Origin of the sequence: Azospirillum aestuarii (assembly GCF_016632405.1) — a bacterium.
Taxonomy (GTDB): domain Bacteria; phylum Pseudomonadota; class Alphaproteobacteria; order Azospirillales; family Azospirillaceae; genus Azospirillum; species Azospirillum aestuarii.
In genome coordinates, this window is sequence record NZ_JAEPIV010000008.1 from 97,240 (window position 1) to 122,266 (window position 25,027).

Sequence of the window (25,027 nt, forward strand, 5' to 3'; positions counted from 1 at the left end):
TCCGGAGACGACGCATGACCCAGGCGGACAGCGCCAACGCACCCGGTGTGGACACCGCCGGCCACGGGGTGAGCCTGGGCGAGGCCACGCGGGTGTGGGCGCGGATCGCGGCGCTGAGCTTCGGCGGTCCGGCCGGCCAGATCGCCATGATGCACCGCATCGTGGTGGACGAGAAGAAATGGATCGGGGAGGAGCGGTTCCTCCACGCCCTGAACTACTGCATGCTGCTGCCGGGGCCGGAGGCGCAGCAGCTGGCCGTCTACATCGGCTGGCTGATGCACCGGACGGTGGGCGGGCTGATCGCCGGCGTCCTGTTCGTCCTGCCCGGCGCGCTGGCCATCATGGCGCTCAGCCTGCTCTACGCGACGCTGGGGCACACCGGGGCGGTGCAGGGGCTGTTCTTCGGGCTGAAGGCGGCGGTCCTCGCCGTCGTGCTGGAGGCGGTGGTCCGCGTCGGGCGGCGCACGCTGAAGAACGGGGCGATGATCGCCCTGTCGGCGGCGGCCTTCCTGGCGATCTTCGCCTTCAACGTCCCGTTCCCCCTCATCATCCTGACCGCCGCCCTGATCGGGCTGGCCGGGGCGCGGCTGGGTGTCTCCGCCTTCCGGCCTATGCCGCACGGGCCGGACCCGTCCGCCAACCGGACCAGCCTGCTGGGCGAGGGGACGCCGGACCACGCGCGCCCCTCAACCGCCTGGTCGCTGCGGGTCGGGGCGGTCTGCCTCGCCTTGTGGCTGGGGCCGGTGCTGGCGCTGCTGCTGACGCTGGGGCCGGACAACACGTTCACGGGCATCGCCGTCTTCTTCTCCAAGATGGCGGTGGTGACCTTCGGCGGCGCCTATGCCGTGCTGGCCTATGTGGCGCAGCAGGCGGTGGAGACCTACGGCTGGCTCCATCCCGGCGAGATGCTCGACGGGCTGGGCATGGCGGAGACGACGCCGGGGCCGCTGATCATGGTGGTGCAGTTCGTCGGCTTCCTCGGCGCGCTGCGCGATCCGGGGGCGCTGCCGCCGCTGCTGGCCGGGGTGCTGGGCGGGCTGCTGACCACCTGGGTCACCTTCGTGCCCTGCTTCCTGTGGATCTTCCTCGGCGCGCCCTATGTGGAGGCGCTGCGCGGCAACCGGATGCTCGGCGCCGCCCTGTCGGCGATCACCGCGGCGGTGGTCGGGGTGATCCTGAATCTGGCGCTGTGGTTCGCCCTCCACACGCTGTTCGCCCGCCTGGAAGCGGTGTCCTTCGCCGGCATGAGGCTGGATCTGCCGGTTCTCGCCAGCGTCAACCTGCCGGCCCTGGCGCTGACCGTGGCGGCGGTGCTGGCGGTGTTCCGCTTCAAGGCGGGGATGCTGCCCACCCTGGGTGCCTGCGCGCTGGCCGGCGTGGCGCTGCGCATGGCGGGGGTGGCGTAAGGGGACGGAACTCGTGCTCAGACACATCCGGAAGGTGCTGCACAGGCTTGGCGTTGCCACTGACCGTAGCGGGAACCATGAGTTTCATAAATGATCAGTAGCTGGCTCGCAGGCCCCGCCAATATTGGCGAGCTGCATCTGCTTCCTCGCCGAAGGGGTTTCCCTTTAAGGGTCCGATGGCGGACCCGATGCTGGCCAGGAAGTCGGTGTCGATGAAGCGGCCATCGGTACCGGAAACTGCCCCCGCCGCCGAAGGTGGTGCGGTTATCGGCTGAATGAGCGCCTGATCCAGTGAGAACTCGCGGTCCTTCGAGACCGTATGCGTCTGCGGGAGACCTGTACGCTCGGCCACAAGCGACGCGGCGTCACGTTCACCCATCGGGCGCAAGGCCTTGTCGATGGCCGACAAATCGACACCTGCGGCTTTCAGCTTGTAAACGGCGTCGGTTTCGCCGCGCGTCGACATCAGGCGGGATTCTCCTGGGTCAATCGGTTGGAACGGGTTGACGACGCCGCTCCCGCCAGCCAGTAACCGGGCGTTTGGTATCAATGCCTTAAGTTGGTCAGACAGTGCGGCGTAGTCGTCGGAGCCATCCTGCCCGCTCTGTAGCAATGCGGACAGTTTCTCCATCATTCCCGCCCGCTTTTCCGAAGCCGCGCGCAGCGCCTCCCGGAAATCGGAAGACGTCGCAGAACCGCTGGAGAAAAGATCGGCGTTATCATTATTGGCCATGCGGAAGGTTGCCGCATAGGCGCCGAGACGCGCCTCCTTGGTTCGTTGCTTCAAAGCATTGTGCACGTCCTCGCCAGAGAGAGCGCCGCTGTCGACGAGAGAGGAAAGCTGAGACCGTGTCTCAACCGACAATGCGTTGAAGGCGGTAAGAGATTCATCATGAAGGGCCGAAGCTAATGGGCTGAATGACACCCGGTCTGTCGGCGCCGGAGTTCCAGAAACCATCTTTGATGATGCGGATATCGCTTGGGAGACGGAGTTGAGGCTCTGTACCGAGCTGTTCGTCAAATTTGATGTTCCCAGCACGTTCATCGTTACATCCTCCTTCGCCGTGTCCAACTTGGGCACATCTCAGCGCACCCACACTCAGCATCATAAGAATGAAAGAAGAAAGACCAGATCTGTCATCACTCGACTGATATCCCGCAAGCTGGAGTCCGCCTGCACTGCAGGCTCCAGCTACGGCGGATGGTCAGTTGTTAAAAAATTTCGGTTGATGATCGGCCAATTTAGGCGAATTGCACATCCCAGCTGTTGAATATTGCGGCGTCCCAGGTGGTGATCTGACCGCCGTCGAGTACGGCATACTCAATTGTACCCACTCCTGGATTGCCCTGATTCGTCAGCATGCCGCGGATGGCAATGCCATTATCGAAGGTGCCATCGTCCCACTCACCCGGTTGGAAAATGTACAAAGTCGAACGGTCCCCAGCCCAGTAGAGGTTGAGCGTCGTCGCATTGTACATGAACAGGGCGTCAGCGTTTCCAATTTGGTCGCCAGACATGTCGTCGATTACGGTCACGCCACCAAGCGCAAAGTTGTGGAAGTAATAATCATTGCCGGACCCGCCGTAGAGGTGGTCGGCGTAGTTTGCAAAATCACCAGTTCCAGAGTTACCGCCACCGAAGAGTGTGTCATTGCCGTTATTGCCGTAAAGCACGTCGCTCCCAGCGCCACCATCCAATACATCGTTGCCGTCGTCGCTCCAGAGTCTGTCGTTACCCCCCGAAGCCCTCAAGGGTATCATTGCCCTGCAACCCAACGATGGTGTCGTCCCCCGCGGAACCCTGCAGGGAATCATTGCCGGCAGTCCCAATGACGGTGCTCATCAGATGCTCCATTAATTTTATAGTTGTGAAAACCGTTACCATGCACCCTCATAAAATGCATATTTGCATCAATGAGTCTATAAAAAAGATAGAATCATTCAACTGGTAACCATTAGATTGTGAATTGTTTTGCGGCGTAACGAATTCGCACATTCGCGAGGTGAATTTCCAACGGCGGCGATCCGTGATCTGCTTTCCAATCGTCACGGGGAAATGATCTGCGCCTCATGGCGCGGCAGGGGGAATCAAGGGCGGGTGACGGATCCACCGGCCCACGCTTTCGACAAAGGGCGGCCGGAAACCGCGCGGCTCGTAACTGGGCCCAGTCAGAAAATTCACCGGGTCGGCGGCTCAACAAGGAAACCCATGGCCACCCACGGTTGGCCGAGCCGCCAAGCCTGTGCTGTTCCTTCCAAACGTGTCCGAGCACAAGCGGCAGCCTGTCGCCGCAGGCCGCGCCGGGGACGGCGCGGCCCCTGCCGGTGTCAGGTCATCTCCTGAACCTGGGCGATGCGTTCGGTGATGCGGTCGAGGCGGCGGGACAGCTGGTCCTCGTCCTCCGGCGCGATCTGGCCCTTGCGTTGGGCAAGCCGCAGGGCCGCCTGCGCCTCCTCCAGGCAATCGAGCGTGTGACGCACGTAGTCGTGTTGGGCCATGCCCCCATCCTCCTCTGCCGTTCTGCAACCAAAGCGAAACAGACCGGTACGGACGGGGTTCCGTCTTCCGGCGGGGCCTATCCCGGCCGGACAGATCGGTTCAGAAATCCAGGTCGGCGTAATGGCGGGGCGGCGGGCAGCCGGGGACGCTGTCGGACAGCAGGCCGCGGAAGCTGGGGCGCGACTTGATGCGGGCGTACCAGTCCTTGGCCTCCGGCACCTTGTCCCACGGCACGTTGTCCACGTAATCGACACAGGACAGCGCCGCCGCCGCCGCGATGTCGGCCACCGTGAAGCTGGAGCCGGCCAGCCACGGGCGGCGCTCCGACAGGAAGGCGATGTATTCCATGTGGTACTGGATGTTCGCCAGACCGGCGCGGATCGCCGGGGCGTAGGGGTGGCCCTGGCCCGACAGCCGCTTGATCAGCTTCTCGCCGACCAGATTCTCGGTCACCTCGCGGTCGAAGGTCCGGGTGAACCAGTCGACGATCCGGCGCACCTCGGCGCGGGCCGCCACCTCCCGCGGCATCAGGGCCACGTCGGGATAGGCCTCCTCCAGATACTCCAGAACGGGCAGCCCGCCGGCCACGACGGTTCCGTCCTCCTCCACCAGCACCGGCGGCTCGCCGGCGGGGTTCAGCATCAGGAAATCCTCGCGCCGTTCCCACGGCTTCTCGATGACCGATTCGAAGGGAAGTCCCTTCTCGGCCAGCATCACCCGCGCGACGCGGGACAAGGGATGGAGGGGGTGGTGATGGAGTGTCCGCATGCCGGGCCGGACTGTAGCGTATGGGGAGCGTGGAAAACAGTCTGCGCTTTGGCCTGTGACGCCGCTCCTTCGGCTTATGGATCAGCCGCGCCGAGGGGGTGTCAAAGGGCGGATTTGCGGTAGACCACCAGGGGTTCCGCATCCCCTCCGGTTTCGGCGGCGGGAACGGGGGTCCAGCCGTTGTGCTCGTAGAAGGCGCGGGCCGCCGCGTTGCGCGAGGCGCAGGCGAGTTCCGCCGAGCCGCGCAGCAGGGCCAGCGCCTCGCGCAGCAGCGCGCTGCCGATGCCCCGCCCGCGCCACAGCGGGGCGATGAACAGGTTGTGGATGAAGCGGTCCGCCACATCGACGGAGATGAAGCCGACCACGCCGCCGCCGGCTTCCGCCACCAGCACCTCTTCCCCGTCCACGCAATCGTAATAGTCGTCCAGGCCGAAGCGGTCCTCGGGTTGCCAGGAAAAGGCGGCGCGGCGCCCATGCAGGAAGATGTCGGCGCAGCGCGGCCCGTCGGCCGCCGTGGCGAAGCGAATGCTGATGCGCAAGCCGTCCTCTGCCGGCATGACGCCCTCCCGTGTGGTTGCGGATGCCCCCAGGCGGTCCTAACAACCCGCGCCACACCAGATTATTCCAAGAACCCGCACCCTGAAAAGGACGCCCGCGCCGCCGTCGGCGTGAAAAACGGCGGCCCGGTTGCCCTGGACCGCCGTTCGCATACGCACAACCCACTTGGGACTTACTGCTTGGGTCCTACTCCGCCGAAATGGCCTTCGGCAGATGGACCGGCACGTCCAGGCGATTCAGCATTTCCTTCGGAACCACCTGCCAGAACTTGGTCACCTCACGCGCCCAGTCGTTGAGGATCTCGGCGGCGAAGCGGCTCTGCGACTCCGCCACATGCTCCTCGATCAGGTGCTTGAGCTGGCTTTCGTAATGGCCGACCTCGATGCGCTGGAAGATCACGCTCTCGTCGTTGATGTAGAGCGGCAGGCTGTCGTCCAGGTCGTAGACATAGGCCATGCCGCCCGTCATGCCGGCGGCGAAGTTGTCGCCGACGCGGCCGAGGATGACCGCCGTGCCGCCCGTCATGTACTCGCAGCCGTTGGAGCCGCAGCCCTCGACCACCACGGTGGCGCCGGAGTTGCGGACGGCGAAGCGCTCGCCGGCCTGGCCCGCGGCGAACAGCTTGCCCGCCGTCGCACCGTAGAGGACCGTGTTGCCGATGATCGTGTTCTTGTTGGTTTCCAGCGGGCTGGAGGTCGTCGGACGGACGACGATGGTGCCGCCCGACAGGCCCTTGCCGACATAGTCGTTGGCGTCGCCCATCACCTCCAGCTTGATGCCCTGCACCGCGAAGGCGCCCAGCGACTGGCCGGCGGTGCCGCGCAGGCGGATGGTGATGTGGCCGGGCTGCAGCCCGAACATCCCGAACTTGCGCGTCACCATCGAGGACAGCCGCGTGCCGATGGCGCGCTGCGTGTTGCGGGCGTTGTAGGCGAGCTGCATCTTCTCGCCCTCCTCGAACAGCGGGCGGGCGTCGGCGACAATGCGGGCGTCCAGCGTGTCCGGCACCTCGTTGCGGCCCTGGAGCGTGCAGTAGCGGGCGTTCTCGCCGGGATCGACCTGGGCCAGCAGCGGGTTCAGGTCGAGGTCATCGAGATGCTCGGCGCCGCGGCTGACCTGATGGAGCAGGTCGGTGCGGCCGATCACCTCGTTCAGCGAGCGGAAGCCCAGGCCGGCCAGGATCTCGCGCACTTCCTCGGCGAGGAAGGTGAAAAGGTTGACCACCTTCTCCGGCGTGCCGACGAACTTCTGGCGCAGCTTGTCGTCCTGCACGCAGACGCCGACCGGGCAGGTGTTGCTGTGGCACTGGCGGACCATGATGCAGCCCATGGCGATCAGGCTGGCCGTGCCGATGCCGAACTCCTCCGCACCCAGCATGGCGGCGATCACGATGTCGCGGCCGGTCTTCAGGCCGCCGTCGGTGCGCAGCCGCACGCGGTGGCGCAGGCGGTTCAGCGTCAGGACCTGATGCACCTCCGACAGGCCCATCTCCCAGGGCAGGCCGGCGAACTTGATCGAGGTCTGCGGGCTGGCGCCCGTGCCGCCGCTGTTGCCGGAGATCAGGATGATGTCGGCGTTGGCCTTCGCCACACCCGCGGCAATCGTTCCGATGCCGGAACGGCTGACCAGCTTCACCGTCACTTTCGCATCCGGATTGATCTGCTTCAGGTCATAGATGAGCTGGGCGAGATCCTCGATCGAATAGATGTCGTGGTGCGGCGGCGGGCTGATGAGCATCACGCCCGGCGTCGAGTGACGCAGCCGCGCGATCATCTCGGTCACCTTGAAGCCGGGGAGCTGGCCGCCCTCGCCGGGCTTGGCGCCCTGGGCGACCTTGATCTCCAGCTCGCGGCACTGGTTCAGATACTCGGCGGTGACGCCGAAGCGGCCCGAAGCGACCTGCTTGATGGCGCTGTTCCAGTTGTCGCCGTTCTTGTCCGGGCGGAAGCGCGCCGGGTCCTCGCCGCCCTCGCCGCTGTCGGACTTGGCGCCGATGCGGTTCATGGCGACGTTCAGCGTGCCGTGGGCCTCGGGCGACAGGGCGCCCATGGACATGCCCGGCGTGATGAAGCGCTTGCGGATCGCGGTGATGCTCTCCACCTCGTCCACCGGCACCGGGGCCTTGGTGGAGCGCAGCTCCAGCAGGTCGCGGAGCTGCATCGGCGGGCGCTTGTTCACCTGCTCGCTGTACTTCTTGAAGGTGGTGTAGCTGTCGTTGGTCACCGCCTGCTGCAGCGTGTGGATCACGCCGCCTTCCCAGCCGTGGCGGTCGCCCGACTTGCGGAAGCGGTAGAAGCCGCCGACCGGCAGGGCCACGACCTCCTCGTTGTAGGCGGTGGCGTGCTGCTCCAGCACCTTCTTCTGGATGCCGTTCAGGCCGATGCCGGAGATGCGGCTGACCATCGCCGGGAAATGCTCGGCGACGAGCGCGCGCGACAGGCCGATGGCCTCGAAGTTGCCGCCGCCGCGGTAGCTGCTGATGACCGAGATGCCCATCTTGGACATGATCTTCAGCAGGCCGTCGTCGATGGCCTTCTTGTAGTTGGCCATGCCCTTTTCCAGCGGCATGGAACCGAACAGGCCGCGGCGGTGACGCTCGGCGATGGCCTCCTGCGCCAGATAGGCGTTGACCGTGGTGGCGCCGACGCCGATCAGCACGGCGAAGTAGTGGGTGTCCAGACCCTCCGCCGTGCGCACGTTCAGCGAGGTGAAGGTGCGCAGGTTGGAGCGGATCAGGTGCGTGTGCACCGCACCGGTGGCGAGGATCGCCGGGATGGCGGCGCGCGCCGGGCCCATCGCCTCGTCGGTCAGGATGACGTGGGTGGCGCCGCCGCGCACGGCGTCCTCCGCCTCCTGGCGGATGCGGCGCAGCGCATCGCGCAGCGCGTCGGGGCCGCCATCCACCGGGAAGGTCGCGTCGATCTCGGCCGCCGTGTCGCCCATGTAGTCGCGCATGGCGCGGAACTCGGCGGTCGTCAGGACCGGCGATTCGAGCTGCAGCAGGCGGGTCTGCGTCTCGTCCTCGTCCAGGATGTTGCCGAGGTTGCCGAGCCGCGTCTTCAGGCTCATCACTCGACGCTCACGGAGCGAGTCGATGGGCGGGTTGGTGACCTGCGAGAAGTTCTGGCGGAAGAAGTGGTGCAGGCCGCGGTACTTGTCGGACAGCACGGCGATGGGGCTGTCGTCGCCCATCGAGCCGATGGCCTCCTTCCCGTCCTCCACCATCGGGTGCAGGATCAGCTCCATGTCTTCCATGGTCAGGCCGAAGGCCTGCTGGCGGCGGCGCAGGCCGGCCTTGTCCATGTCCGACGGCTCGCCCTTCAGCGAGGCGGTCTTCACCAGCTCGTCCAGGTGGGTGGTGTTCTGCACCCACTTGTCCCACGGCTTCAGCGTGGCGAGATGGTCCTTCAGCTCGCGGTCGCGGTACAGCTTGCCGGCCTGGAGGTCGACGGCGATCATCTCGCCCGGACCGAGGCGGCCCTTCTCGATGACCTGGGCCTCGTCGATCTTCACCATGCCCGTCTCGGACCCGCCGATGATCAGGCCGTCGGTGGTGATCGTGTAGCGCATCGGGCGCAGGCCGTTGCGGTCCATGCCGCCAACGACCCAGCGGCCGTCGGTCATGGCCAGCGCCGCCGGGCCGTCCCACGGCTCCATGACGGAGTTGCAGTACTGGATCAGCGCCTTGTGGTTGTCCGGCGTGGTCTGCGAGCTGGTCAGCGCCTGCGGCACCAGCATCATCTTGACCATCGGGGCGGTGCGGCCGGCGCGGACCATCACCTCGAACACGGTGTCGAGCGAACCGGAGTCCGACAGGCCGACGCCGATCACCGGCTTCAGGTCCTGCATGTGGGTGCCGAAGGCCGGATGCTCCATCCGGGTCTCGTGCGCCTTCATCCAGTTGACGTTGCCCTTCACCGTGTTGATCTCGCCGTTGTGGGCGAGCATGCGGAAGGGCTGGGCCAGCGGCCAAGTCGGGAAGGTGTTGGTCGAATAGCGCTGGTGGTAGATGGCGAAGTCGGACTCGAACCGCTCGTCCAGCAGGTCCGGGTAGAAGGTGGTCAGCTGCTCCGCCAGGAACATGCCCTTGTAGATGATCGAGCGGGCGGACAGCGAGCAGATGTAGAAGTCGTTGATCTGCTCGCCCTTCACCGCCTTCTCGATGCGGCGGCGGATGATGTAGAGGTCCAGCTCGAACTGCTCGTCGGACACGCCCTTGTTGTTGCCGACGATGATCTGCTCGATCTCCGGACGGGTCGCGTTGGCCTTCTCGCCGATGATGTCGACGTTGATCGGCACCTGACGCCAGCCGTAGATGTAGTAGCCGAAGGCCAGGATCTCGGTCTCGACGATGCAGCGGCAGGCTTCCTGCGCGTCCAGGCTGATGCGCGGCAGGAAGACCTGGCCGACGGCCAGCTTGTTGTCCGGCGCGCGGTGGCCGATGACCTTCACATGGTCCTTGAAGAACTTCTGCGGCACGGCGACGTGGATGCCGGCGCCGTCGCCCGTCTTGCCGTCGGCGTCCACGGCGCCGCGGTGCCAGACGGCCTTCAGCGCCTCGATGCCTTTCTCGACCACCGAGCGGCGGGGCTTGCCGTCGATCGCGGCGATGAAGCCGACGCCGCAGGCGTCGTGCTCATCCTCCGGGTTGTAGGCGTTGGCAGTGGTCAGCGCCGCGGCGTTGGCGCGGAAGTCGGCGACGAACTGCTCACCCTGGTTCAACTCGGTGGTCATCGGTGGACCCTTTCAATCAGTCTGTTCGGAAGGGGGACTTCGCCCCTTCACCCCCGCCAGGGGCCGAAATGGACCCCTGGAACCCGCGGAATTATGGATTGCTTGGCTTATTCAGCCGCGACGGCAACCGGCGCCTCGGCCTTCGCCTTGGCGTAGGCGTGGATGCCCTCCGCCGCGTCGCGGCCGTCGCGGATGGCCCACACCACCAGCGAGGCGCCGCGCACGATGTCGCCGGCGGCGAAGACGCCCTCCAGGTTGGTCATCTTGCTGCGGTGGTCGACCAGCAGCGTGCCCCAGCGGGTGACCTTCAGCTCCGTCTCGCCGAACAGGGCGGGCAGGTCCTCCGGCTCGAAGCCGAGCGCCTTGATGACCAGATCGGCCTGGACCGTGAACTCCGACCCCTCGATCACCTGCGGGGTCTGGCGGCCCGTGGCGTCGGCCACGCCCAGATGGATGCGCACGGCGCGCACGCCGGTCACCACCGTATCGCCGGTGAAGCCTTCCGGAGCGGCCTGCCAGATGAACTCCACGCCCTCTTCCTCGGCGTGGGCGACCTCGCGCTGCGAACCCGGCATGTTCTTGCGGTCGCGGCGGTACAGACACTTGACCGACGCGGCACCCTGGCGGATGGCCGTGCGCACGCAGTCCATGGCGGTGTCGCCGCCGCCCAGCACCACCACATGCTTGCCCGCGGCGTTCAGGGAGCCGTTCTCGTACGCCTCCACCGTGTCGCCCAGGCTGACCTTGTTGGAGGTGGTCAGATAGTCCAGCGCCGCCACGATGTTGCCGAGCCCCGAGCCCGGCGCCTTGATGTCGCGCGCCTTGTAGACGCCGGTGGCAACCAGCACGGCGACGTGCCTGCGGCGCAGCTCCGGCAGGGAGGCGTCGCGGCCCACCTCGAAGTTCGGGTGGTAGATGACCCCGGCGTCGGCCAGCAGCTGCACGCGGCGCTCGACCACCGACTTCTCCAGCTTGAAGCCGGGGATGCCGTAGACCAGCAGGCCGCCCATGCGGTCGTGGCGGTCGTAGACATGCACCTCGTAGCCCTTGGCGCGCAGCTCCTCCGCGGCTGCGAGGCCGGCGGGGCCGGCGCCGATGATGCCGACCGACAGGCCCAGCTCGCGCGACGGCGTGCGCGGCTTCACCCACCCCTGATCCCAGGCTGTGTCGTTGATGTACTTCTCCACCGACCCGATGGTGACGGCGCCGTGGGTGGACTGCTCGATGACGCAGTTGCCCTCGCACAGGCGGTCCTGCGGGCAGATGCGGCCGCAGATCTCCGGGAAGTTGTTGGTCGCCTGGGAGACCTCGTAAGCCTCCTCCAGCCGGCCTTCGGAGGTCAGCTTCAGCCAGTCGGGGATGTTGTTGGAAACCGGGCAGTGCACCTGGCAGAAGGGAACGCCGCACTGCGAGCAGCGGTTGGCCTGCTCGTTGGCGCGCTCGTCGGAGAAGCGGGCGTAGATCTCGGCGAAATCCTGGCGGCGCTCCGCGGCCGGGCGTTTGTCGGGCATCCGCTGCGCGGTGTGCACGAAGCCCAACATCCTCTGGTTCGCCATAACGCCTGCTCCTTCTTCCCGTGTCCCGTGCATGGGGACGGCGCCGGCGGCCGGGCGACCCTTTTCCATGCCGGTGGGGCATGCGAAGGGGCGTGGCCGCAGTGAAAACGAAAGCCCGCGGTCACGCGGTCTGAACGTCATATACCGCAAGAGAAGCCGCCGCGCGAGCATATTTTCGCCGTTAGGACAGCATAGCTGACCAAACCGTGACGCGATGTCGCGGATGCCTCCGCAAAGGTCGGGAGTGCCTGAAAAACAAGCAAGAAAATTAGGACCGATCCGGGACTATCGCCCAATTCGGGGTATCGCCCCATGGGTCGTCGCCTTCGCCATGTTGCGCTGCTATAAGCCGGACATTGCCACCGCAATCCTGCCAGAGGCCCCGCGCCGCATGTTGATCGACCAATATCTGGACGCCGCTCTGCTCGGCCTGATCGAAGGGCTGACCGAATTCCTGCCGGTCTCGTCCACCGGCCACCTGATCATTTTCGACACCCTGCTGGGCTTCGAAGGCCCGCCGGGCAAGGTGTTCGAGGTGGTGATCCAGCTCGGCGCGATCCTGGCGATCTGCACGGTCTATTTCGCCCGGCTGTGGAAGGTGGTCACCGGATTGAAGGACGACCCGGGCGCCCGCCACTTCGCCGTGGCGGTGATCCTGGCCTTCCTGCCGGCGATGGTGCTGGGGGCGGCGCTGCACGGCGTGATCAAGGCGGTGCTGTTCAACCCGACGGTGGTCAGCATCGCGCTGATCCTGGGCGGCGTGGCGATCCTGATGGCGGAGCGGCTGGTGCCGGTCCCGCGCTACCACCAGATCGAGCGCTTCCCGGCGCCGCTCGCGCTGAAGATCGGCCTGTGCCAGTGCCTGGCGCTGGTGCCGGGCGTGTCGCGGTCGGGTGCCACGATCCTCGGTTCGCTGCTGATGGGGGTGGACCGGCGGACCGCCGCGGAATTCTCTTTCTTCCTGGCGATCCCGACCATGGCCGGCGCCACGGTCTATGACCTCTACAAGAATTGGAGCCTGATGAGCGTCGACTCCGCTCTGCTGATCGGGGTCGGCTTCGTCACCGCCTTCATCGCGGCGGCGCTGGTGGTCAAGGTGCTGGTGGACTTCGTCGGGCGCTACGGCTTCGCGCCCTTCGCCTGGTACCGCATCGCCATCGGGTCGGGGATGCTGGCGTTTCTTTACCTGTAAAGAGCCGGTTTCCCGCACGCCTCAGCCCTGCTGGGCGACGGCGCGCGAGGAGGCCGCGGCGATGACCAGCGCCAGCGCGGCGACCAGGGCGAAGGAAAAGCCCACCGTGCTGGCCTCCGCCACGAAGCCGAGCAGGGCCGGGCCGGTCAGGACGCCGGCATAGCCGAGGGTCGCCACCGCGGCGATGGCCTGGCCGGCGTCCCCCTCCGCCTTGGCGCCGGCGGCGCTGAACAGCACCGGCACCACGTTCGACAGGCCGAGTCCGGTCAGCCCGAACCCGGCGACCGCCACCACCGGCCCGCCTCCGGTCAGCGCGACCGCCAGACCGGCGAAGGCCAACACGGCGCCGGCGCGGACCAGAACCGGCCCGCCGAAACGCTGGCGCAGCCGATCGCCGCAGAAGCGGCCCACCGCCATGGCGCCGGAAAAGACGGCGAAGCCCAGCGCCGCGATCGACGCCGCACCCCCCAGATCCTCGCGCAGATAGACGGCGCTCCAGTCCAGGATCGCGCCCTCGCTCATGAAGGCCAGGAAGGTCAGCGCACCCAGCAGCAGCGTGCCGCGGTCGGGCAGGGCGAGGCCCGACGGCTCCGCCCGCCGGTCAGCGCTTCCCGGCAGGAAGCGGCGGTGCAGCGCGAAGAACAGGACGAGCAGCGCCGCCGCGAGGATGGAGGCCTGGACCGGCGGCGGCAGGATCTGCAGCAGCAGGCCGCCAACCCCGGCGCCGAACAGGCCGCCCAGGCTCCACATGCCGTGCAGCGACGACATGATGGGCCGCCCGAGATGGCGTTCCACCAAGGCGCCGTGGGCGTTCATCGCCACGTCCATGGTGCCGCCCGCCGCCCCGAACAGGAACAGCACCGCGCACAGCGACAGCAGGTCGGGCATCAGCGCCGGCAGCGGCAGGATCAGGGCGAAGGCTACGGCGGTGAGCCGGATCACCGGGGCGCTGCCGACGCGGCCGAGCAGAGGACCCGTGCCGACCATCGCCGTCAGCGCGCCGGCGGCGAGGCAGAGCAGGGCGACGCCGAGCACGCCGGGGCTGAGGTCCAGATGGTCCTTGATCGCCGGGATCTGGGTGGCCCAGACGCCGAAGACCGACCCGTTGACGAAGAAGGCCGCCAGGGAGGCCAGCCGGGCGCCCGGCGCGCGGTCGGCGAATTCCCGTATGGTGAAATCCTGCGTTGCGGCCTGCATGACTCTCCGCGCCCCTTCCCTCGCCCCGATGAAGGGGCCAGATGCGGCAAGGGCGCGCCGGAATCAAGGCCGCGCGCCGCAGGGCACCCTTGCGCGGGTTCGCAGGAACCGAAAACGGCGAAAGCCCCGGCGGCGGGCCGGGGCTTTCGTGTCGATGGCGCGGGCCTGTGGGTTCAGTGCGCGCCGGAGTGGTTGTTGGCGTCAGGCGACATCGTGCTGTAGCGGCCCCCGACGATGAAACGCGACAGATAGGTCGGCAGGACCACCTCGCAGCTCGACAGGCTGGTGATGCCCAGATCCTTGAAGCCCGGGGCGCCCGGCGCGGCGACGTTGTCGGTCCTCAGCATCTCCACCTGATCGCGGGTCAGCGGCGGGGCGACGATCGGCGGCACCTTCTCCAGCAGGCCGCCCAGCGTCTCCGCCACGCTCCAGGGAACCGGGACGAGGAAGCGCTTGCGGCGGATCTCCTTGAGCATGAGCTGCATCAGCTCCTTGAAGCTGTAGACCCGCGGGCCGCCCAGCTCGTAGGTCCTGCCGGCGGCGCCGTCCAGGGTGGCGGCCGCGGCGATGGCTTCGGCCAGATCGCCGACATAGACCGGCTGGAACTTCGTCGCTCCGCCGATCAGCGGCAGCGCCGGGGAGATCTGCGCCATGGCGGCGAACTTGTTGAAGAAGCCGTCCTCCGGCCCGAAGACGATGCTGGGGCGGATGATGACGGCCTCCGGAAAGGCCTGCCGGACGGCCTGCTCGCCCGCCGCCTTGGACCGGGCGTAGCCGGAGGCGGACTTGGCGTCCGCGCCGATGGCGGAGACATGGACCAGATGGCGCACGCCGCTGGCCTTGGCGATGCGGGCGATGCGCGCCGGAGCGTCGACGTGCACGGTCTGGAAGTTCCAGCCCCCGCGCTCGTACAGGACGCCGATCAGATTGATGACGGTGTCGGCGCCCTGGATGGCCCGCGCGACGGACTGGTCGTCCTTCACGTCGGCGGCCATCGGCACGATCTGGCCGACCGAGCCGGCGGTCTTCAGGAAATTGGCCTGATTCGGGTGGCGCGACACCACGCGCACGATGGCGCCGGTCTTGGCGAGGCGGCGAATGAGGTGGCGGCCGACGAATCCCGAACCGCCGAACACCGTGACCACTTCAGAGCGATAGGACATCGACCTTCTCCCGTGCCGTTGGGCCCGCAAATTCTTCCCGACCGGGCCGCTTGCCAGCGGGGCGAGGCGACCGGATCGGGGGTTGCTTATATAGAAACCTCCCGGAAGAGGCTAGGGCCTGACGCGCCGCCCACGGCCCATTTCGCGCCCGGCGACGGTTTCGGCGCGAAAGTGAAAAAAAGCTGTTGACGGGTCTCCGCCGGACGGCTACATAAGCGGCCCACACCGAGCCCAGGTGGCGGAATTGGTAGACGCGCAGGTTTCAGGTACCTGTGGCAGAAATGTCGTGGAAGTTCGAGTCTTCTCCTGGGCACCATATCTACCCGGCTGCGCCGCATGCTACGACCCTCCCCCAGCGGGACGGACAGGTAGCAGAGCGGCGTTCGTCGTTTCTGGGGTCCGTGGCCGGGGGCCGTCCTATTGAGCGGGAAGCCACCCAATGCCCATCGACCTCCATGACGGCGACCTGCCGGACGGTCTCGACCTGAAATCCCTCGCCCGCGGCGGCGCCGTGGCCATCGACACCGAGACCATGGGGCTGAACCCCCACCGCGACCGGCTGTGCCTGGTCCAACTTTCCCCCGGCGACGGCACGGTCCATCTGGTCCAGTTCCGCAAGGGCCAGTACGAGGCGCCGAACCTGAAGCGCCTGCTGGCCGATCCCGACGTCACCAAGCTGTTCCACTTCGCCCGCTTCGACGTGGCGGTGATGCGGGCCTATCTGGGCGTCGCCTGTCAGCCGGTCTACTGCACCAAGGTCGCGTCCAAGCTGGTCCGCACCTTCACCGACAAGCACGGGCTGAAGGATCTGGTGAAGGACCTGCTGGGGGTGGAACTGTCCAAGCAGCAGCAGTCCTCCGACTGGGGCGCCGCGGAACTGACGCCGGAGCAGATGAAATACGCCGCCTCCGACGTGCTGCACCTGCATGACCTCAAGGAAAAGCTCGATGTCATGCTGGCGCGCGAGGGGCGGACTCATCTCGCCAAGGCCTGCTTCGACTTCCTGCCGGCCCGCGGGGAACTGGACCTCGGCGGCTGGGAGCAGCCGGATATTCTGGCGCATTGACCGCTGCCGCATCGACGTCCTGCGCCGTGAAGAACGGTCCGGTGGAATAGGCCGGGCGTTCCGGACGTTGATTTGACCGGACGCGCGCGGGTGGGCATACTGCCCGCGCGGCGGCAGGCTCGTTGTTGCGTCTAGGCGCGACCCCTGCCGGAGTACCCGCTTTCGCCCGCACGGGCCAAACTGAAGAGGCATGCGCCGCCTTGTCGAGCCTGACCGCCCCCAGCCTGATCCCGGCAAGCCCGCTCAGCAGCCCGCTCAGCGGCCAAGCCGACGGTGCGTCCGATGCCGCAGCCGGCCGCGACCTCGCCAGCGCCCGGCGCGTCCTGCGGATGGAGGCCGACGCCCTGACCGCGCTGGCGGACGGGCTGGATGGCGCCTTCGTCCGCGCGCTGGACCGGCTGGCCGGAATCGCGGGGCGCGTCGTCGTCTCCGGCATGGGCAAATCCGGCCATGTGGCGCGCAAGATCGCCGCGACCCTGGCCTCCACCGGAACGCCGGCCTTCTTCGTCCATCCGGGCGAGGCGAGCCACGGCGACCTCGGCATGATCGCCCGGCAGGACGCGGTCATCGCCCTGTCCAACTCCGGCGAGACGCACGAGCTGTCGGACATCGTCGCCTACACCCGCCGCTTCGACATTCCTCTGATCGGCATCACCCGGCGCGCCGGCTCCTCCCTGGCCGAGCAGTCGGACGTGGCGCTGGTGCTGCCGCCGGCCCCGGAGGCCTGCCCGCTGGGGCTGGCCCCGACCACGTCGAGCACGATGATGCTGGCGCTGGGCGACGCCCTGGCGGTGGCGCTGCTGGAGCGGCGCGGCTTCACGGCGGCGGATTTCAAGCAGTTCCACCCCGGCGGCCAGCTCGGCCGGGCGCTGCTGAAGGTGACCGACGTGATGCACAAGGGCGACGATATGCCCCTGTGCGCCTTGGATACGCCGCTTTCCACCGTCATATTCGAGATGACGGCCAAGCGGTTGGGCTGCGTCGGCGTGGTCGACGCCACGGGCGCGCTGGCCGGGGTGATCACGGACGGCGACCTCCGCCGCCACCTGACGCCGGAGTTGTGGGCGGAGCGCGCCGACAGCATCATGTCGCCGCGGCCCAAGACCATCCGCCCCAAGGCGCTGGTCGAGGAGGCGTTGCGGGAAATGAACGCGAAGCAGATCACCAGCCTGTTCGTGGTGGAGGCGGACCGGCCGCTCGGTGTTGTGCACATTCACGATTGCCTGCGCGCCGGGGCGGCGTGACGGGCAGCCGGAGGACGGTTGACGCCATGGACAGCGACCTGAAGGATCGGACGGTGAACACGGAGGAGCGGCGCGCCGACGCGCCTTCCCTCGCCGAGCGGCTCATGGCCGTGCCGGGGGCGACGCAAGGACCGGCGCCGGATGGCGAGGCGGTCAAGCGCATCCACCGGCGCCGGGATATCCGCCCGGTCAGCCGGGTCTACAGCCGCTTCGTCACCGGGATGAAGTTCGCGCTTCCGGCGCTGGCGCTGGCGGTGATGGCGCTGATCGCGGTGTGGCCTTCGCTGACCGAACTGCCGACCCTGCGCATTTCCGCCGACAAGGGCCAGCTTGAGATGATCAAGCCGCGCTACATCGCGGTGGACGAAGACAACCAGCCCTTCTCGCTGGTGGCGGTCAAGGCCGACCGCATCGCCGACCAGCCGGACATCGTCCTGCTCGACCAGCCGGAGGCCGAGATGACCCAGACCGACGGCACCTGGGTGACCATGCGGTCCGACAAGGGCTGGTACAACCAGGTCACCGGCATCCTGAAGATGCGCGGCCATGTCCGCGTCATGCGCGACGACGGCAACGAATTCACCACCGAGGAAGCGGATTCCGACATCCGCAAGGGCACCGCCTGGGGCGATGTCCATGTCGTGGGTCAGGGGCCGCAGGGCGTCATCAACGCCGAGGGCTTCCGCCTGTCCGACCGCGGCAAGACGATGGTGTTCCTGAACCAGTCCAAGGCCGACGTCCAGGCCGCCGAAAGCCCGGGAGGAAAGACGCGTTGAGTGCAGCCACCTTTGCGGCCCCGTTCATGGCCGCGTTCCTCCTGCTGTCGGGGGCCTCCGTCCCGGCGGCGGCCCAGGGGCTGCCCGGCCTCGGCGGCGGCCCCAACCCGGTCGAGGTCAACGCCGATCAGGCCATCGAATGGCATCAGGACGTGCGCGCCTATGTGGCGCGCGGCAACGCCTCGGCCAAGCGCACCGACAGCACCGTCTACGCCGACGTGCTGACCGCCTACTACCGCGAGGTGCCCGGCAAGGGGAACGAGGTGTTCCAGCTTCTCGCCGAAGGCAACGTGCGCATCGTCAGCCCGACCCAGGAGGTCTTCGGCGAGCGCGGCGTCTACGACGTGGACAAGCAGGTGGCGGTGGTCACCGGGCGCAACCTGAAGCTGGTCACCCGCACCGACATCGTGACGGCGCGCGACACGCTGGAATATTACGAAGCCAGGAACATGACGGTGGCCCGCGGCGACGCCGTGGCCGTGCGCATCGCCAACGGCGACCGGCTGCGCGCCGACATCCTGATCGGCCAGCTCAAGAAGATGCCGGACGGCTCGACCCAGATGGAGCGCATCGACGGCGCCGGCAGCGTGGTGGTGACCACCGCGACCGACGTGGCGCTGTCGGACAAGCTGGTCTATTCGGTGGCCGACGAAACCGCGGTGCTGCTCGGCAACGTCAAGATCACCCGCAGCGACAACCAGCTCAACGGCGACGCCGCCGAGATGAACATGAGGACCAAGGTCAACCGGGTGATCGCCGGTCCCGCCACCGGCGGGCGGGTGATGGGCCTGCTGGTCCCCGGCCAGGAGCCGGGCGCTCCGGGTGGCGCGGCTCCCGCCGGCCAGCCCACCGCCCAACCGGGCGGCCAGCCCGCCGCGAAGCCCTGACGGACCCGGCAGCGAATCAATGACCATGGACATCGAAGACCGGAACCTCGGCGGTCCGACCCTTTCCGCCCCGAACACGTCCGGCCATCCGGCGGACCACCCCGGCAGCAACGTGCGCCCGACCGAAGGGCTGGTGGCCCTGCATCTTGGCAAGGCGTACAGGAAGCGTCCGGTCGTCCGCGACGTGACCGTGACGGTCCAGCGCGGCGAGGCGGTCGGCCTGCTCGGCCCCAACGGGGCGGGCAAGACGACCTGCTTCTACATGATCACCGGGCTGATCGCCGCCGACTCCGGCACCATCCTGCTCGATGGGCAGGACATCACGTCGCTGCCCATGTACCGCCGGGCGCGGCTGGGCATCGGCTATCTGCCGCAGGAGGCGTCGATCTTCCGCGGCATGTCGGTGGAGAACAACATCCGTTCCGTGCTGGAGGTGGTCGAGCCCAACCGCGACACGCGCGAGCAGATGCTGGACGAGCTGCTGGCGGAGTTCTCGATCACCCACCTGCGCCGCGCCCCGGCGCTGGCGCTGTCGGGCGGCGAGCGGCGGCGCGTGGAAATCGCCCGCGCGCTGGCCTCCCAGCCGCACTTCATCCTGCTCGACGAGCCGCTGGCCGGCATCGACCCGATCGCGGTAAACGACATCCGCGAACTGGTCAGCCACCTGCGCGACCGCGGCATCGGCGTGCTCATCACCGACCACAACGTGCGTGAAACGCTCGATCTCGTCGATCGGGCATACATCTTGCACGATGGTGTGGTACTAATGGAGGGAGAGCCGGCCGAGATCGTGGCGCACGAGGATGTGCGCCGGGTCTACCTCGGGGACCGGTTCAGCCTCTAGTGCGGTTTCCCTGCCCATGGCGCTCAGCCAACGCCTCGATCTTCGTCAGACCCAGTCCCTGGTGATGACTCCGCAGCTGCAGCAGGCCATCAAGCTGCTGCAGCTGTCGAACATCGAACTGTCGGACTTCGTGGATCGCGAGATCGAGCAGAACCCCCTGCTGGAGCGCGACGGCGGCTCCGGCGAAGGAGGGGGCGAGGGCGGCGGCGAGGCCGGGGGCGACGGTGCCGGTGAGAGCCGGGGCGAGCCGGGCGCGGTGGACCTCGCCGCGCCGGAGGAACGCCAGCCGCCGATGACCGACGGGCGCACCCGCGACACGGTGGAGATGACGTCGTCGGAGACGATGGGATCTGCCTCCGACGCGCCGCTCGACACCGATTTCGAGAATGTCTATTCCGACGACCGCTTTTCCGACGGAACGGACGGGTCGAGCGACGTCTACGGCTCCTGGCAGGAGCGCGGCGGGCGCGGCGGGTTCGAGGACGACGAGTCCAATCTGGAAGCCACCCTGACCGGCCAGAAGAGCCTGCGCGACCATCTGACCGAGCAGCTGAAGATCGACCTGCCGGACCTCGGCGACCAGCTCATCGGTCTGGCGCTGATCGACATGCTGGACGAGGCCGGCTGGATCACCGGGCTGGAGGTCGAGAGTCTGGCGGGGCAGCTCGGCTGCGCGCCGGAGCGGGTGGAGCGGGTGCTCGCCGCCTGCCAGCGCTTCGACCCGCCGGGCATCTTCGCCCGCTCACTGAAGGAATGCCTGGCGATCCAGCTGCGCGAGAAGAACCGCTTCGACCCGGCGATGGCGGCGCTGCTCGACCATCTGGAACTGCTGGCGGCGCGCAACCTGCCGGCGCTGATGAAGGTCTGCGGCGTGGACGCCGAGGACGTCACCGACATGGTGGCGGAGATCCGCAAGCTGAACCCAAAGCCGGCGCTCAGCTTCGACCACACGCCCGCCCAGCTCGTCACCCCCGACATCCTGATGCGCGCCAATCCCGGTGGCGGCTGGCTGATCGACCTGAACCCGGACACGTTGCCGCGGGTGCTGGTCAACCACCGCTATTTCGCGCGCATCTCCGGCACCGCCCGCAACAAGGCGGACAAGGAATACATCACCGAGCGCTTCCAGTCGGCCAACTGGCTGGTCAAGTCGCTGCACCAGCGCGCCACCACGATCCTGAAGGTGGCCAGCGAGATCATCCGGCAGCAGGACGCCTTCTTCATCCACGGCGTCTCGCATTTGAAGCCGCTGATCCTGCGCGACATCGCCGAGGCGATCGGCATGCACGAGAGCACGGTCAGCCGCGTCACAACCAACAAGTTCATGGCGACGTCGCGCGGCGTGTTCGAGCTGAAATATTTCTTCACCTCCGCCATCCAGGGGGCCGACGGGCAGGCGGCCCACTCGGCGGAAGCCGTGCGCTACCGCATCAAGGCGATGATCGACGCCGAGAAACCCGAGGACGTGCTGTCGGACGATAAAATCGTCGAAATCCTTCGTGGTGAAGGGATCGACATTGCGCGCCGGACGGTCGCGAAGTATCGTGAAGCGATGCGCATTCCGTCATCGGTGCAGCGACGCCGTGCCAAGATGTCACGCATGTAACCGGGCCGGGAGGGGGCCGTCCTCGATTGACAGCCCATACCGCCGTCACTATGGTCCCCGTCCGCACGCGGCGGCCTTCCGTCGTCCTATGTCTATCGCGGACCAGATTGGAAACATCCCAAAATGCAACTGACCGTCAAAGGCAAGCAGCTTGACGTTGGCGACGCTCTGCGCACCCACGTCGCGGACAGCCTGAACACCATCGTCGGCAAGTATTTCAACAAGCCGATCGAGGCCAACGTCGTCCTGACGCGCGAAGCGCATCTGTTCAAGGCCGACATTCAGGTCCATGTCGGTCGTGGGATCGTCCTTCAGAGCGCGTCCGACGCCACCGAGCCGTACCCCGCCTTCGACACCGCGTGCGAGAAGCTGGCCAAGCGCCTGCGTCGCTACAAGCGTCGCCTGCGTGACCACCACAGCGTCGAAGCCCCCGCGCAGGAAGCCTTCCCGGCCCGTTACCAGATCCTGGAAGCGGAGACGGACGAGGCCCATGTGGAGAGCGAAGAGGCCGCTGCCGAGGCGGCGCAGCCCATGGTGATCGCCGAAATGGAAACCACCATCGCGACCCTGGCGGTCAGCGAGGCGGTGATGCGCATGGAACTCGCCGACGCCCCGGCCCTGATGTTCCGCAACGGCGCCCATGGCCGTCTGAATCTGGTCTACCGCCGCGCCGATGGCAACATCGGTTGGGTGGACCCGGCGGAGAAGGCCGGCGCCTGAGTCCGGTTTCCGTTCCAACCACATTCATAGCGTCATGCTCGATCTCATCACGCCGCACGCCATTCTCCCGAACCTCAAGGCCGGCAGCAAAAAGCAGGCCCTGCAGGACTTGGCGCGCAAGGCGTCCGAGCTGACCGGCCAGCACGAACGGGCGATCTTCGACGTCCTCCTGGAGCGCGAGCGGTTGGGCACAACCGGCGTGGGGCATGGCATCGCCATCCCGCACGGCAAGCTGCCCAACCTCGACCGCGTCCACGGCGTCTTCGCCCGGCTGGAGCGGCCCATCGACTTCGATGCGATCGATGAGCAGCCGGTCGATCTGATTTTCCTGCTGTTGGCTCCGGATCATGCCGGCGCCGACCATCTGAAGGCGTTGGCCCGCGTGTCACGCCTGCTGCGCGACCAGTCCATGTGCGAGAAGCTGCGCGGTTCGGACTCGGCGGACGCGATCTACGCGCTGCTGACCCAGCACGAAGCCAGCCACGCGGCGTAGGACGCATTTCCTGCGAACAGGAAAAACGGGAGAGCCGATGGCTCTCCCGTTTTTCGTTGTGCCGCATCCGATGCCGCCGCCTCTTCCGCCAGCACCGGCAAGCGTACGTATGTACGCCCGTACGCTTTGCCGATGCCCTGTACGTTCAGGCCCGCTCGGCCCAGCCCATGTAGTTCACGTCGAGATCGCGCGGGTTCAGGCGGAACTCGTCGGACAGCGGGTTGTAGGTGATGCCGGTCAGGTCGCGGATCGCCATCCCCTCCGCGCGCACGGCGGCGGCCAGCTCGCCGGGGCGCAGGAACTGGCGCCAGTTGTGGGTGCCGCGGGGCAGCCAGCGCAGGATGTACTCCGCCCCGACGATGGCCAGCGCGAAGGACTTCGGCGTGCGGTTCAGCGTCGCCAGGAACAGCGCGCCGCCCGGCGCGGTCAGTTCCGCGCAGGACTTCACGAACAGCGGCACGTCGGCGACATGCTCGATCACCTCCATCGCCAGGACGGCGTCGAAGCGCTCGCCGGTTGCCGCCAGGGCCTCGGCGGTGGTGGCGCGGTACTCGACGGGGGTGCCGGTCTCCGCGGCGTGGGCGGCGGCGGTGCGGACGTTGCGCTCGGCCGCGTCCACGCCGACCACGGTGGCGCCCATGCGGGCCACGGGCTCCGACAGCAGGCCGCCGCCGCAGCCGATGTCGACGATGCGCAGGCCCTTCAGCGGCTCCGTTGCCAGCGGGTCGCGGCCGAAGCGGCGGCACAGCGTGTCGCGGATGTAGGCCAGCCGCAGCGGGTTCAGCCGGTGCAAGGGCCGGAACTTGCCCGCGGGGTCCCACCATTCCGCGGCGATGGCCGAAAAGCGGGCGATGTCCTGGGGGTCTACAGTGCCAGAGGTGCCTGCGGTTCCGGCGGTCGCGGTCATGAAGGAAATCCCGTATGCTTGGATTGCGAGAACAATTGCGGGGCGAACTTGCCTCGCTGTGATCGACAGAGTATGGATACGCCGCCCCGCGCCGGCAACGGTAGAGCGGGGGCGCGGACTGCCGGCTTTTGTGCCGGCCCAGACATGGTGTGAGGTATGGCGCGGATCGTCCTCAAGTTCGGCGGCACGTCGGTCGGCGACATCGACCGCATCAAGAACGTGGCCCGAAAGGTCGAGCAGGAAGTCAAGGCGGGGCATCAGGTCGCCGTCGTCGTGTCGGCGATGTCCGGCGTGACCAACCAGCTCGTGAAATACTGCAACGACATCGACAAGCTGCACGACGCGCGCGAGTACGACGCCATCGTCGCTTCGGGCGAGCAGGTGACCTCCGGTCTCCTCGCCATCGCGCTGCAGTCGCTCGGCATCCAGGCGCGGTCCTGGCTCGGGTGGCAGATTCCGATCTACAGCGACGAGACGCACGGCAAGGCGCGCATCGTGTCGATCGACACGGCGGAGCTGGACAAGCGGATGAACACCGGCGAGGTCGCCGTGGTCGCCGGGTTCCAGGGCGTGACCGAAAGCGGCCGCATCACCACGCTGGGCCGCGGCGGCTCCGACACCTCGGCGGTCGCCCTGGCGGCGGCGCTGAAGGCCGACCGCTGCGACATCTACACCGACGTGGACGGCGTCTACACCACCGACCCGCGAATCGTCACCAAGGCGCGCAAGCTCTCCAAGATCACCTATGAGGAGATGCTGGAGCTGGCGTCGCAGGGGGCGAAGGTCCTGCAGACCCGCTCGGTCGAGATGGCGATGAACCACCGCGTGCGCGTGCAGGTTCTGTCGAGCTTCGAGGAGGCCGCCGGCAGCGCGCTTCCCGGTACCCTTGTTGTTGACGAGGACGAGATCGTGGAAAAGGAAGTTGTGAGCGGCATCGCCTACAGCCGCGACGAGGCGAAGATCACCCTCATCGGCGTCGCCGACCGTCCGGGCGTGGCGGCCAGCATCTTCGGTCCGCTGACCGACGCCGCCGTCAATGTCGACATGATCGTCCAGAACGTGTCGGAAGACGGCAAGTCCACCGATATGACCTTCACGGTCGGCAAGGCCGACATCGCCCGCGGCGTGAAGGTGCTGGAGGACGCCAAGGCCGAGCTGAACTACAAGCGCATCGTCTCCGACGCCAACGTGGTGAAGGTGTCGGTGATCGGCGTCGGCATGCGCAGCCACGCCGGCGTCGCGCAGCGCATGTTCAAGGCGCTGGCCGACAAGGGCATCAACATCCAGGTCATCTCCACCTCCGAGATCAAGATCTCCGTCCTGATCGCCGAGGAGTATGCGGAGCTGGCGCTGCGCGCGCTGCACACCGCCTACGGGCTGGACGCGGCCTGAGTCGCGGTGAAGGGGGAG

22 protein-coding genes and 1 tRNA gene are annotated in these 25,027 nt (G+C 67.4%); 12 read left to right on the top strand and 11 right to left on the bottom strand.

Going from position 1 to position 25,027, the window contains the following annotated elements; genetic code table 11:
• Window positions 1-14: 14 nt before the first annotated feature.
• Complete coding sequence (gene chrA, locus JJL56_RS16280; RefSeq protein ID WP_145627949.1) at window positions 15-1,406, top strand: chromate efflux transporter; 1,392 nt, start codon at window positions 15-17, stop codon at window positions 1,404-1,406.
• 94 nt (window positions 1,407-1,500) lie between these two features.
• On the opposite strand, the gene JJL56_RS16285 is transcribed toward chrA, so the two are convergent.
• From JJL56_RS16285 to JJL56_RS16315, 8 genes are all read right to left on the bottom strand, one after another.
• Entirely contained in the window at window positions 1,501-2,451 is a 951-nt protein-coding gene (locus tag JJL56_RS16285; RefSeq protein ID WP_145627947.1) for a serpin family protein, read from the bottom strand.
• 197 nt (window positions 2,452-2,648) lie between these two features.
• Window positions 2,649-3,167, bottom strand: a complete 519-nt coding sequence (locus tag JJL56_RS16290; protein ID WP_200485643.1) for a calcium-binding protein — start codon at window positions 3,165-3,167, stop codon at window positions 2,649-2,651.
• A complete protein-coding gene (locus JJL56_RS34070) occupies window positions 3,139-3,291 on the bottom strand; it encodes a hypothetical protein (RefSeq protein ID WP_425599134.1) in 153 nt (50 codons plus the stop codon). Before JJL56_RS34070 ends, JJL56_RS16290 begins: the two co-directional genes overlap by 29 nt.
• Before the next feature lie 443 nt (window positions 3,292-3,734).
• Complete coding sequence (locus JJL56_RS16295) at window positions 3,735-3,905, bottom strand: hypothetical protein (protein ID WP_200485644.1); 171 nt, start codon at window positions 3,903-3,905, stop codon at window positions 3,735-3,737.
• Between the two features lie 100 nt (window positions 3,906-4,005).
• Window positions 4,006-4,674, bottom strand: a complete 669-nt coding sequence (locus JJL56_RS16300; protein WP_200485645.1) for a glutathione S-transferase family protein — start codon at window positions 4,672-4,674, stop codon at window positions 4,006-4,008.
• Window positions 4,675-4,775: 101 nt separating this feature from the next.
• Window positions 4,776-5,231, bottom strand: a complete 456-nt coding sequence (locus JJL56_RS16305; RefSeq protein WP_145627943.1) for a GNAT family N-acetyltransferase — start codon at window positions 5,229-5,231, stop codon at window positions 4,776-4,778.
• 187 nt (window positions 5,232-5,418) lie between these two features.
• Window positions 5,419-9,966, bottom strand: coding sequence for a glutamate synthase large subunit (gene gltB / locus JJL56_RS16310; RefSeq protein ID WP_145627941.1), 4,548 nt, complete (start codon window positions 9,964-9,966; stop codon window positions 5,419-5,421).
• Between the two features lie 107 nt (window positions 9,967-10,073).
• A complete protein-coding gene (locus JJL56_RS16315; RefSeq protein ID WP_200485646.1) occupies window positions 10,074-11,522 on the bottom strand; it encodes an NAD(P)-dependent oxidoreductase in 1,449 nt (482 codons plus the stop codon).
• Window positions 11,523-11,913: 391 nt separating this feature from the next.
• Here JJL56_RS16315 and JJL56_RS16320 point away from each other — a divergent pair, with 391 nt between their 5' ends.
• Complete coding sequence (locus tag JJL56_RS16320) at window positions 11,914-12,714, top strand: undecaprenyl-diphosphate phosphatase (RefSeq protein ID WP_145627937.1); 801 nt, start codon at window positions 11,914-11,916, stop codon at window positions 12,712-12,714.
• Between the two features lie 21 nt (window positions 12,715-12,735).
• Here the strand turns inward: JJL56_RS16320 and JJL56_RS16325 are convergent, their stop codons facing one another.
• Together JJL56_RS16325 and JJL56_RS16330 are read right to left on the bottom strand one after the other, a co-directional pair.
• Complete coding sequence (locus tag JJL56_RS16325) at window positions 12,736-13,911, bottom strand: MFS transporter (protein ID WP_145627935.1); 1,176 nt, start codon at window positions 13,909-13,911, stop codon at window positions 12,736-12,738.
• Between the two features lie 173 nt (window positions 13,912-14,084).
• The gene (locus JJL56_RS16330; RefSeq protein ID WP_145627933.1) at window positions 14,085-15,074 is read right to left on the bottom strand and encodes a complex I NDUFA9 subunit family protein; all 990 of its coding nucleotides are present in this window, start codon (window positions 15,072-15,074) and stop codon (window positions 14,085-14,087) included.
• Between the two features lie 229 nt (window positions 15,075-15,303).
• Between JJL56_RS16330 and JJL56_RS16335 the strand changes: the two genes are divergently transcribed.
• From JJL56_RS16335 to ptsN, 9 genes are all read left to right on the top strand, one after another.
• Window positions 15,304-15,390 (top strand) — tRNA-Leu (locus JJL56_RS16335).
• A 123-nt stretch (window positions 15,391-15,513) separates the two neighbouring features.
• Window positions 15,514-16,140 carry a ribonuclease D gene (locus JJL56_RS16340; protein ID WP_145627931.1) on the top strand — a complete coding sequence of 209 codons (627 nt, stop codon included), beginning with the start codon at window positions 15,514-15,516 and terminating at the stop codon, window positions 16,138-16,140.
• Window positions 16,141-16,340: 200 nt separating this feature from the next.
• Window positions 16,341-17,384: a KpsF/GutQ family sugar-phosphate isomerase gene (locus JJL56_RS16345; protein ID WP_145627929.1), complete on the top strand. Its 1,044-nt coding sequence runs from the start codon at window positions 16,341-16,343 to the stop codon at window positions 17,382-17,384.
• A 26-nt stretch (window positions 17,385-17,410) separates the two neighbouring features.
• Window positions 17,411-18,160, top strand: a complete 750-nt coding sequence (gene lptC, locus JJL56_RS16350; protein WP_145627927.1) for an LPS export ABC transporter periplasmic protein LptC — start codon at window positions 17,411-17,413, stop codon at window positions 18,158-18,160.
• A gap of 26 nt (window positions 18,161-18,186) precedes the next feature.
• Window positions 18,187-19,047 carry an LptA/OstA family protein gene (locus tag JJL56_RS16355; protein WP_247891099.1) on the top strand — a complete coding sequence of 287 codons (861 nt, stop codon included), beginning with the start codon at window positions 18,187-18,189 and terminating at the stop codon, window positions 19,045-19,047.
• Window positions 19,048-19,066: 19 nt separating this feature from the next.
• Window positions 19,067-19,891, top strand: coding sequence for an LPS export ABC transporter ATP-binding protein (gene lptB / locus JJL56_RS16360; RefSeq protein ID WP_200485648.1), 825 nt, complete (start codon window positions 19,067-19,069; stop codon window positions 19,889-19,891).
• A 16-nt stretch (window positions 19,892-19,907) separates the two neighbouring features.
• Window positions 19,908-21,497 (top strand): RNA polymerase factor sigma-54, encoded by a 1,590-nt coding sequence (gene rpoN / locus JJL56_RS16365; protein WP_145627923.1) that lies wholly within the window; start codon window positions 19,908-19,910, stop codon window positions 21,495-21,497.
• 123 nt (window positions 21,498-21,620) lie between these two features.
• Entirely contained in the window at window positions 21,621-22,217 is a 597-nt protein-coding gene (gene hpf, locus JJL56_RS16370; RefSeq protein ID WP_145627921.1) for a ribosome hibernation-promoting factor, HPF/YfiA family, read from the top strand.
• Between the two features lie 34 nt (window positions 22,218-22,251).
• The gene (gene ptsN, locus JJL56_RS16375) at window positions 22,252-22,710 is read left to right on the top strand and encodes a PTS IIA-like nitrogen regulatory protein PtsN (RefSeq protein ID WP_014198055.1); all 459 of its coding nucleotides are present in this window, start codon (window positions 22,252-22,254) and stop codon (window positions 22,708-22,710) included.
• A 145-nt stretch (window positions 22,711-22,855) separates the two neighbouring features.
• Here ptsN and ubiG read toward each other — a convergent pair whose 3' ends face one another.
• Window positions 22,856-23,617, bottom strand: coding sequence for a bifunctional 2-polyprenyl-6-hydroxyphenol methylase/3-demethylubiquinol 3-O-methyltransferase UbiG (gene ubiG / locus JJL56_RS16380; RefSeq protein WP_200485649.1), 762 nt, complete (start codon window positions 23,615-23,617; stop codon window positions 22,856-22,858).
• A 156-nt stretch (window positions 23,618-23,773) separates the two neighbouring features.
• Here ubiG and JJL56_RS16385 point away from each other — a divergent pair, with 156 nt between their 5' ends.
• Window positions 23,774-25,009 carry an aspartate kinase gene (locus JJL56_RS16385; protein ID WP_145627917.1) on the top strand — a complete coding sequence of 412 codons (1,236 nt, stop codon included), beginning with the start codon at window positions 23,774-23,776 and terminating at the stop codon, window positions 25,007-25,009.
• Window positions 25,010-25,027 lie beyond the last annotated feature (18 nt).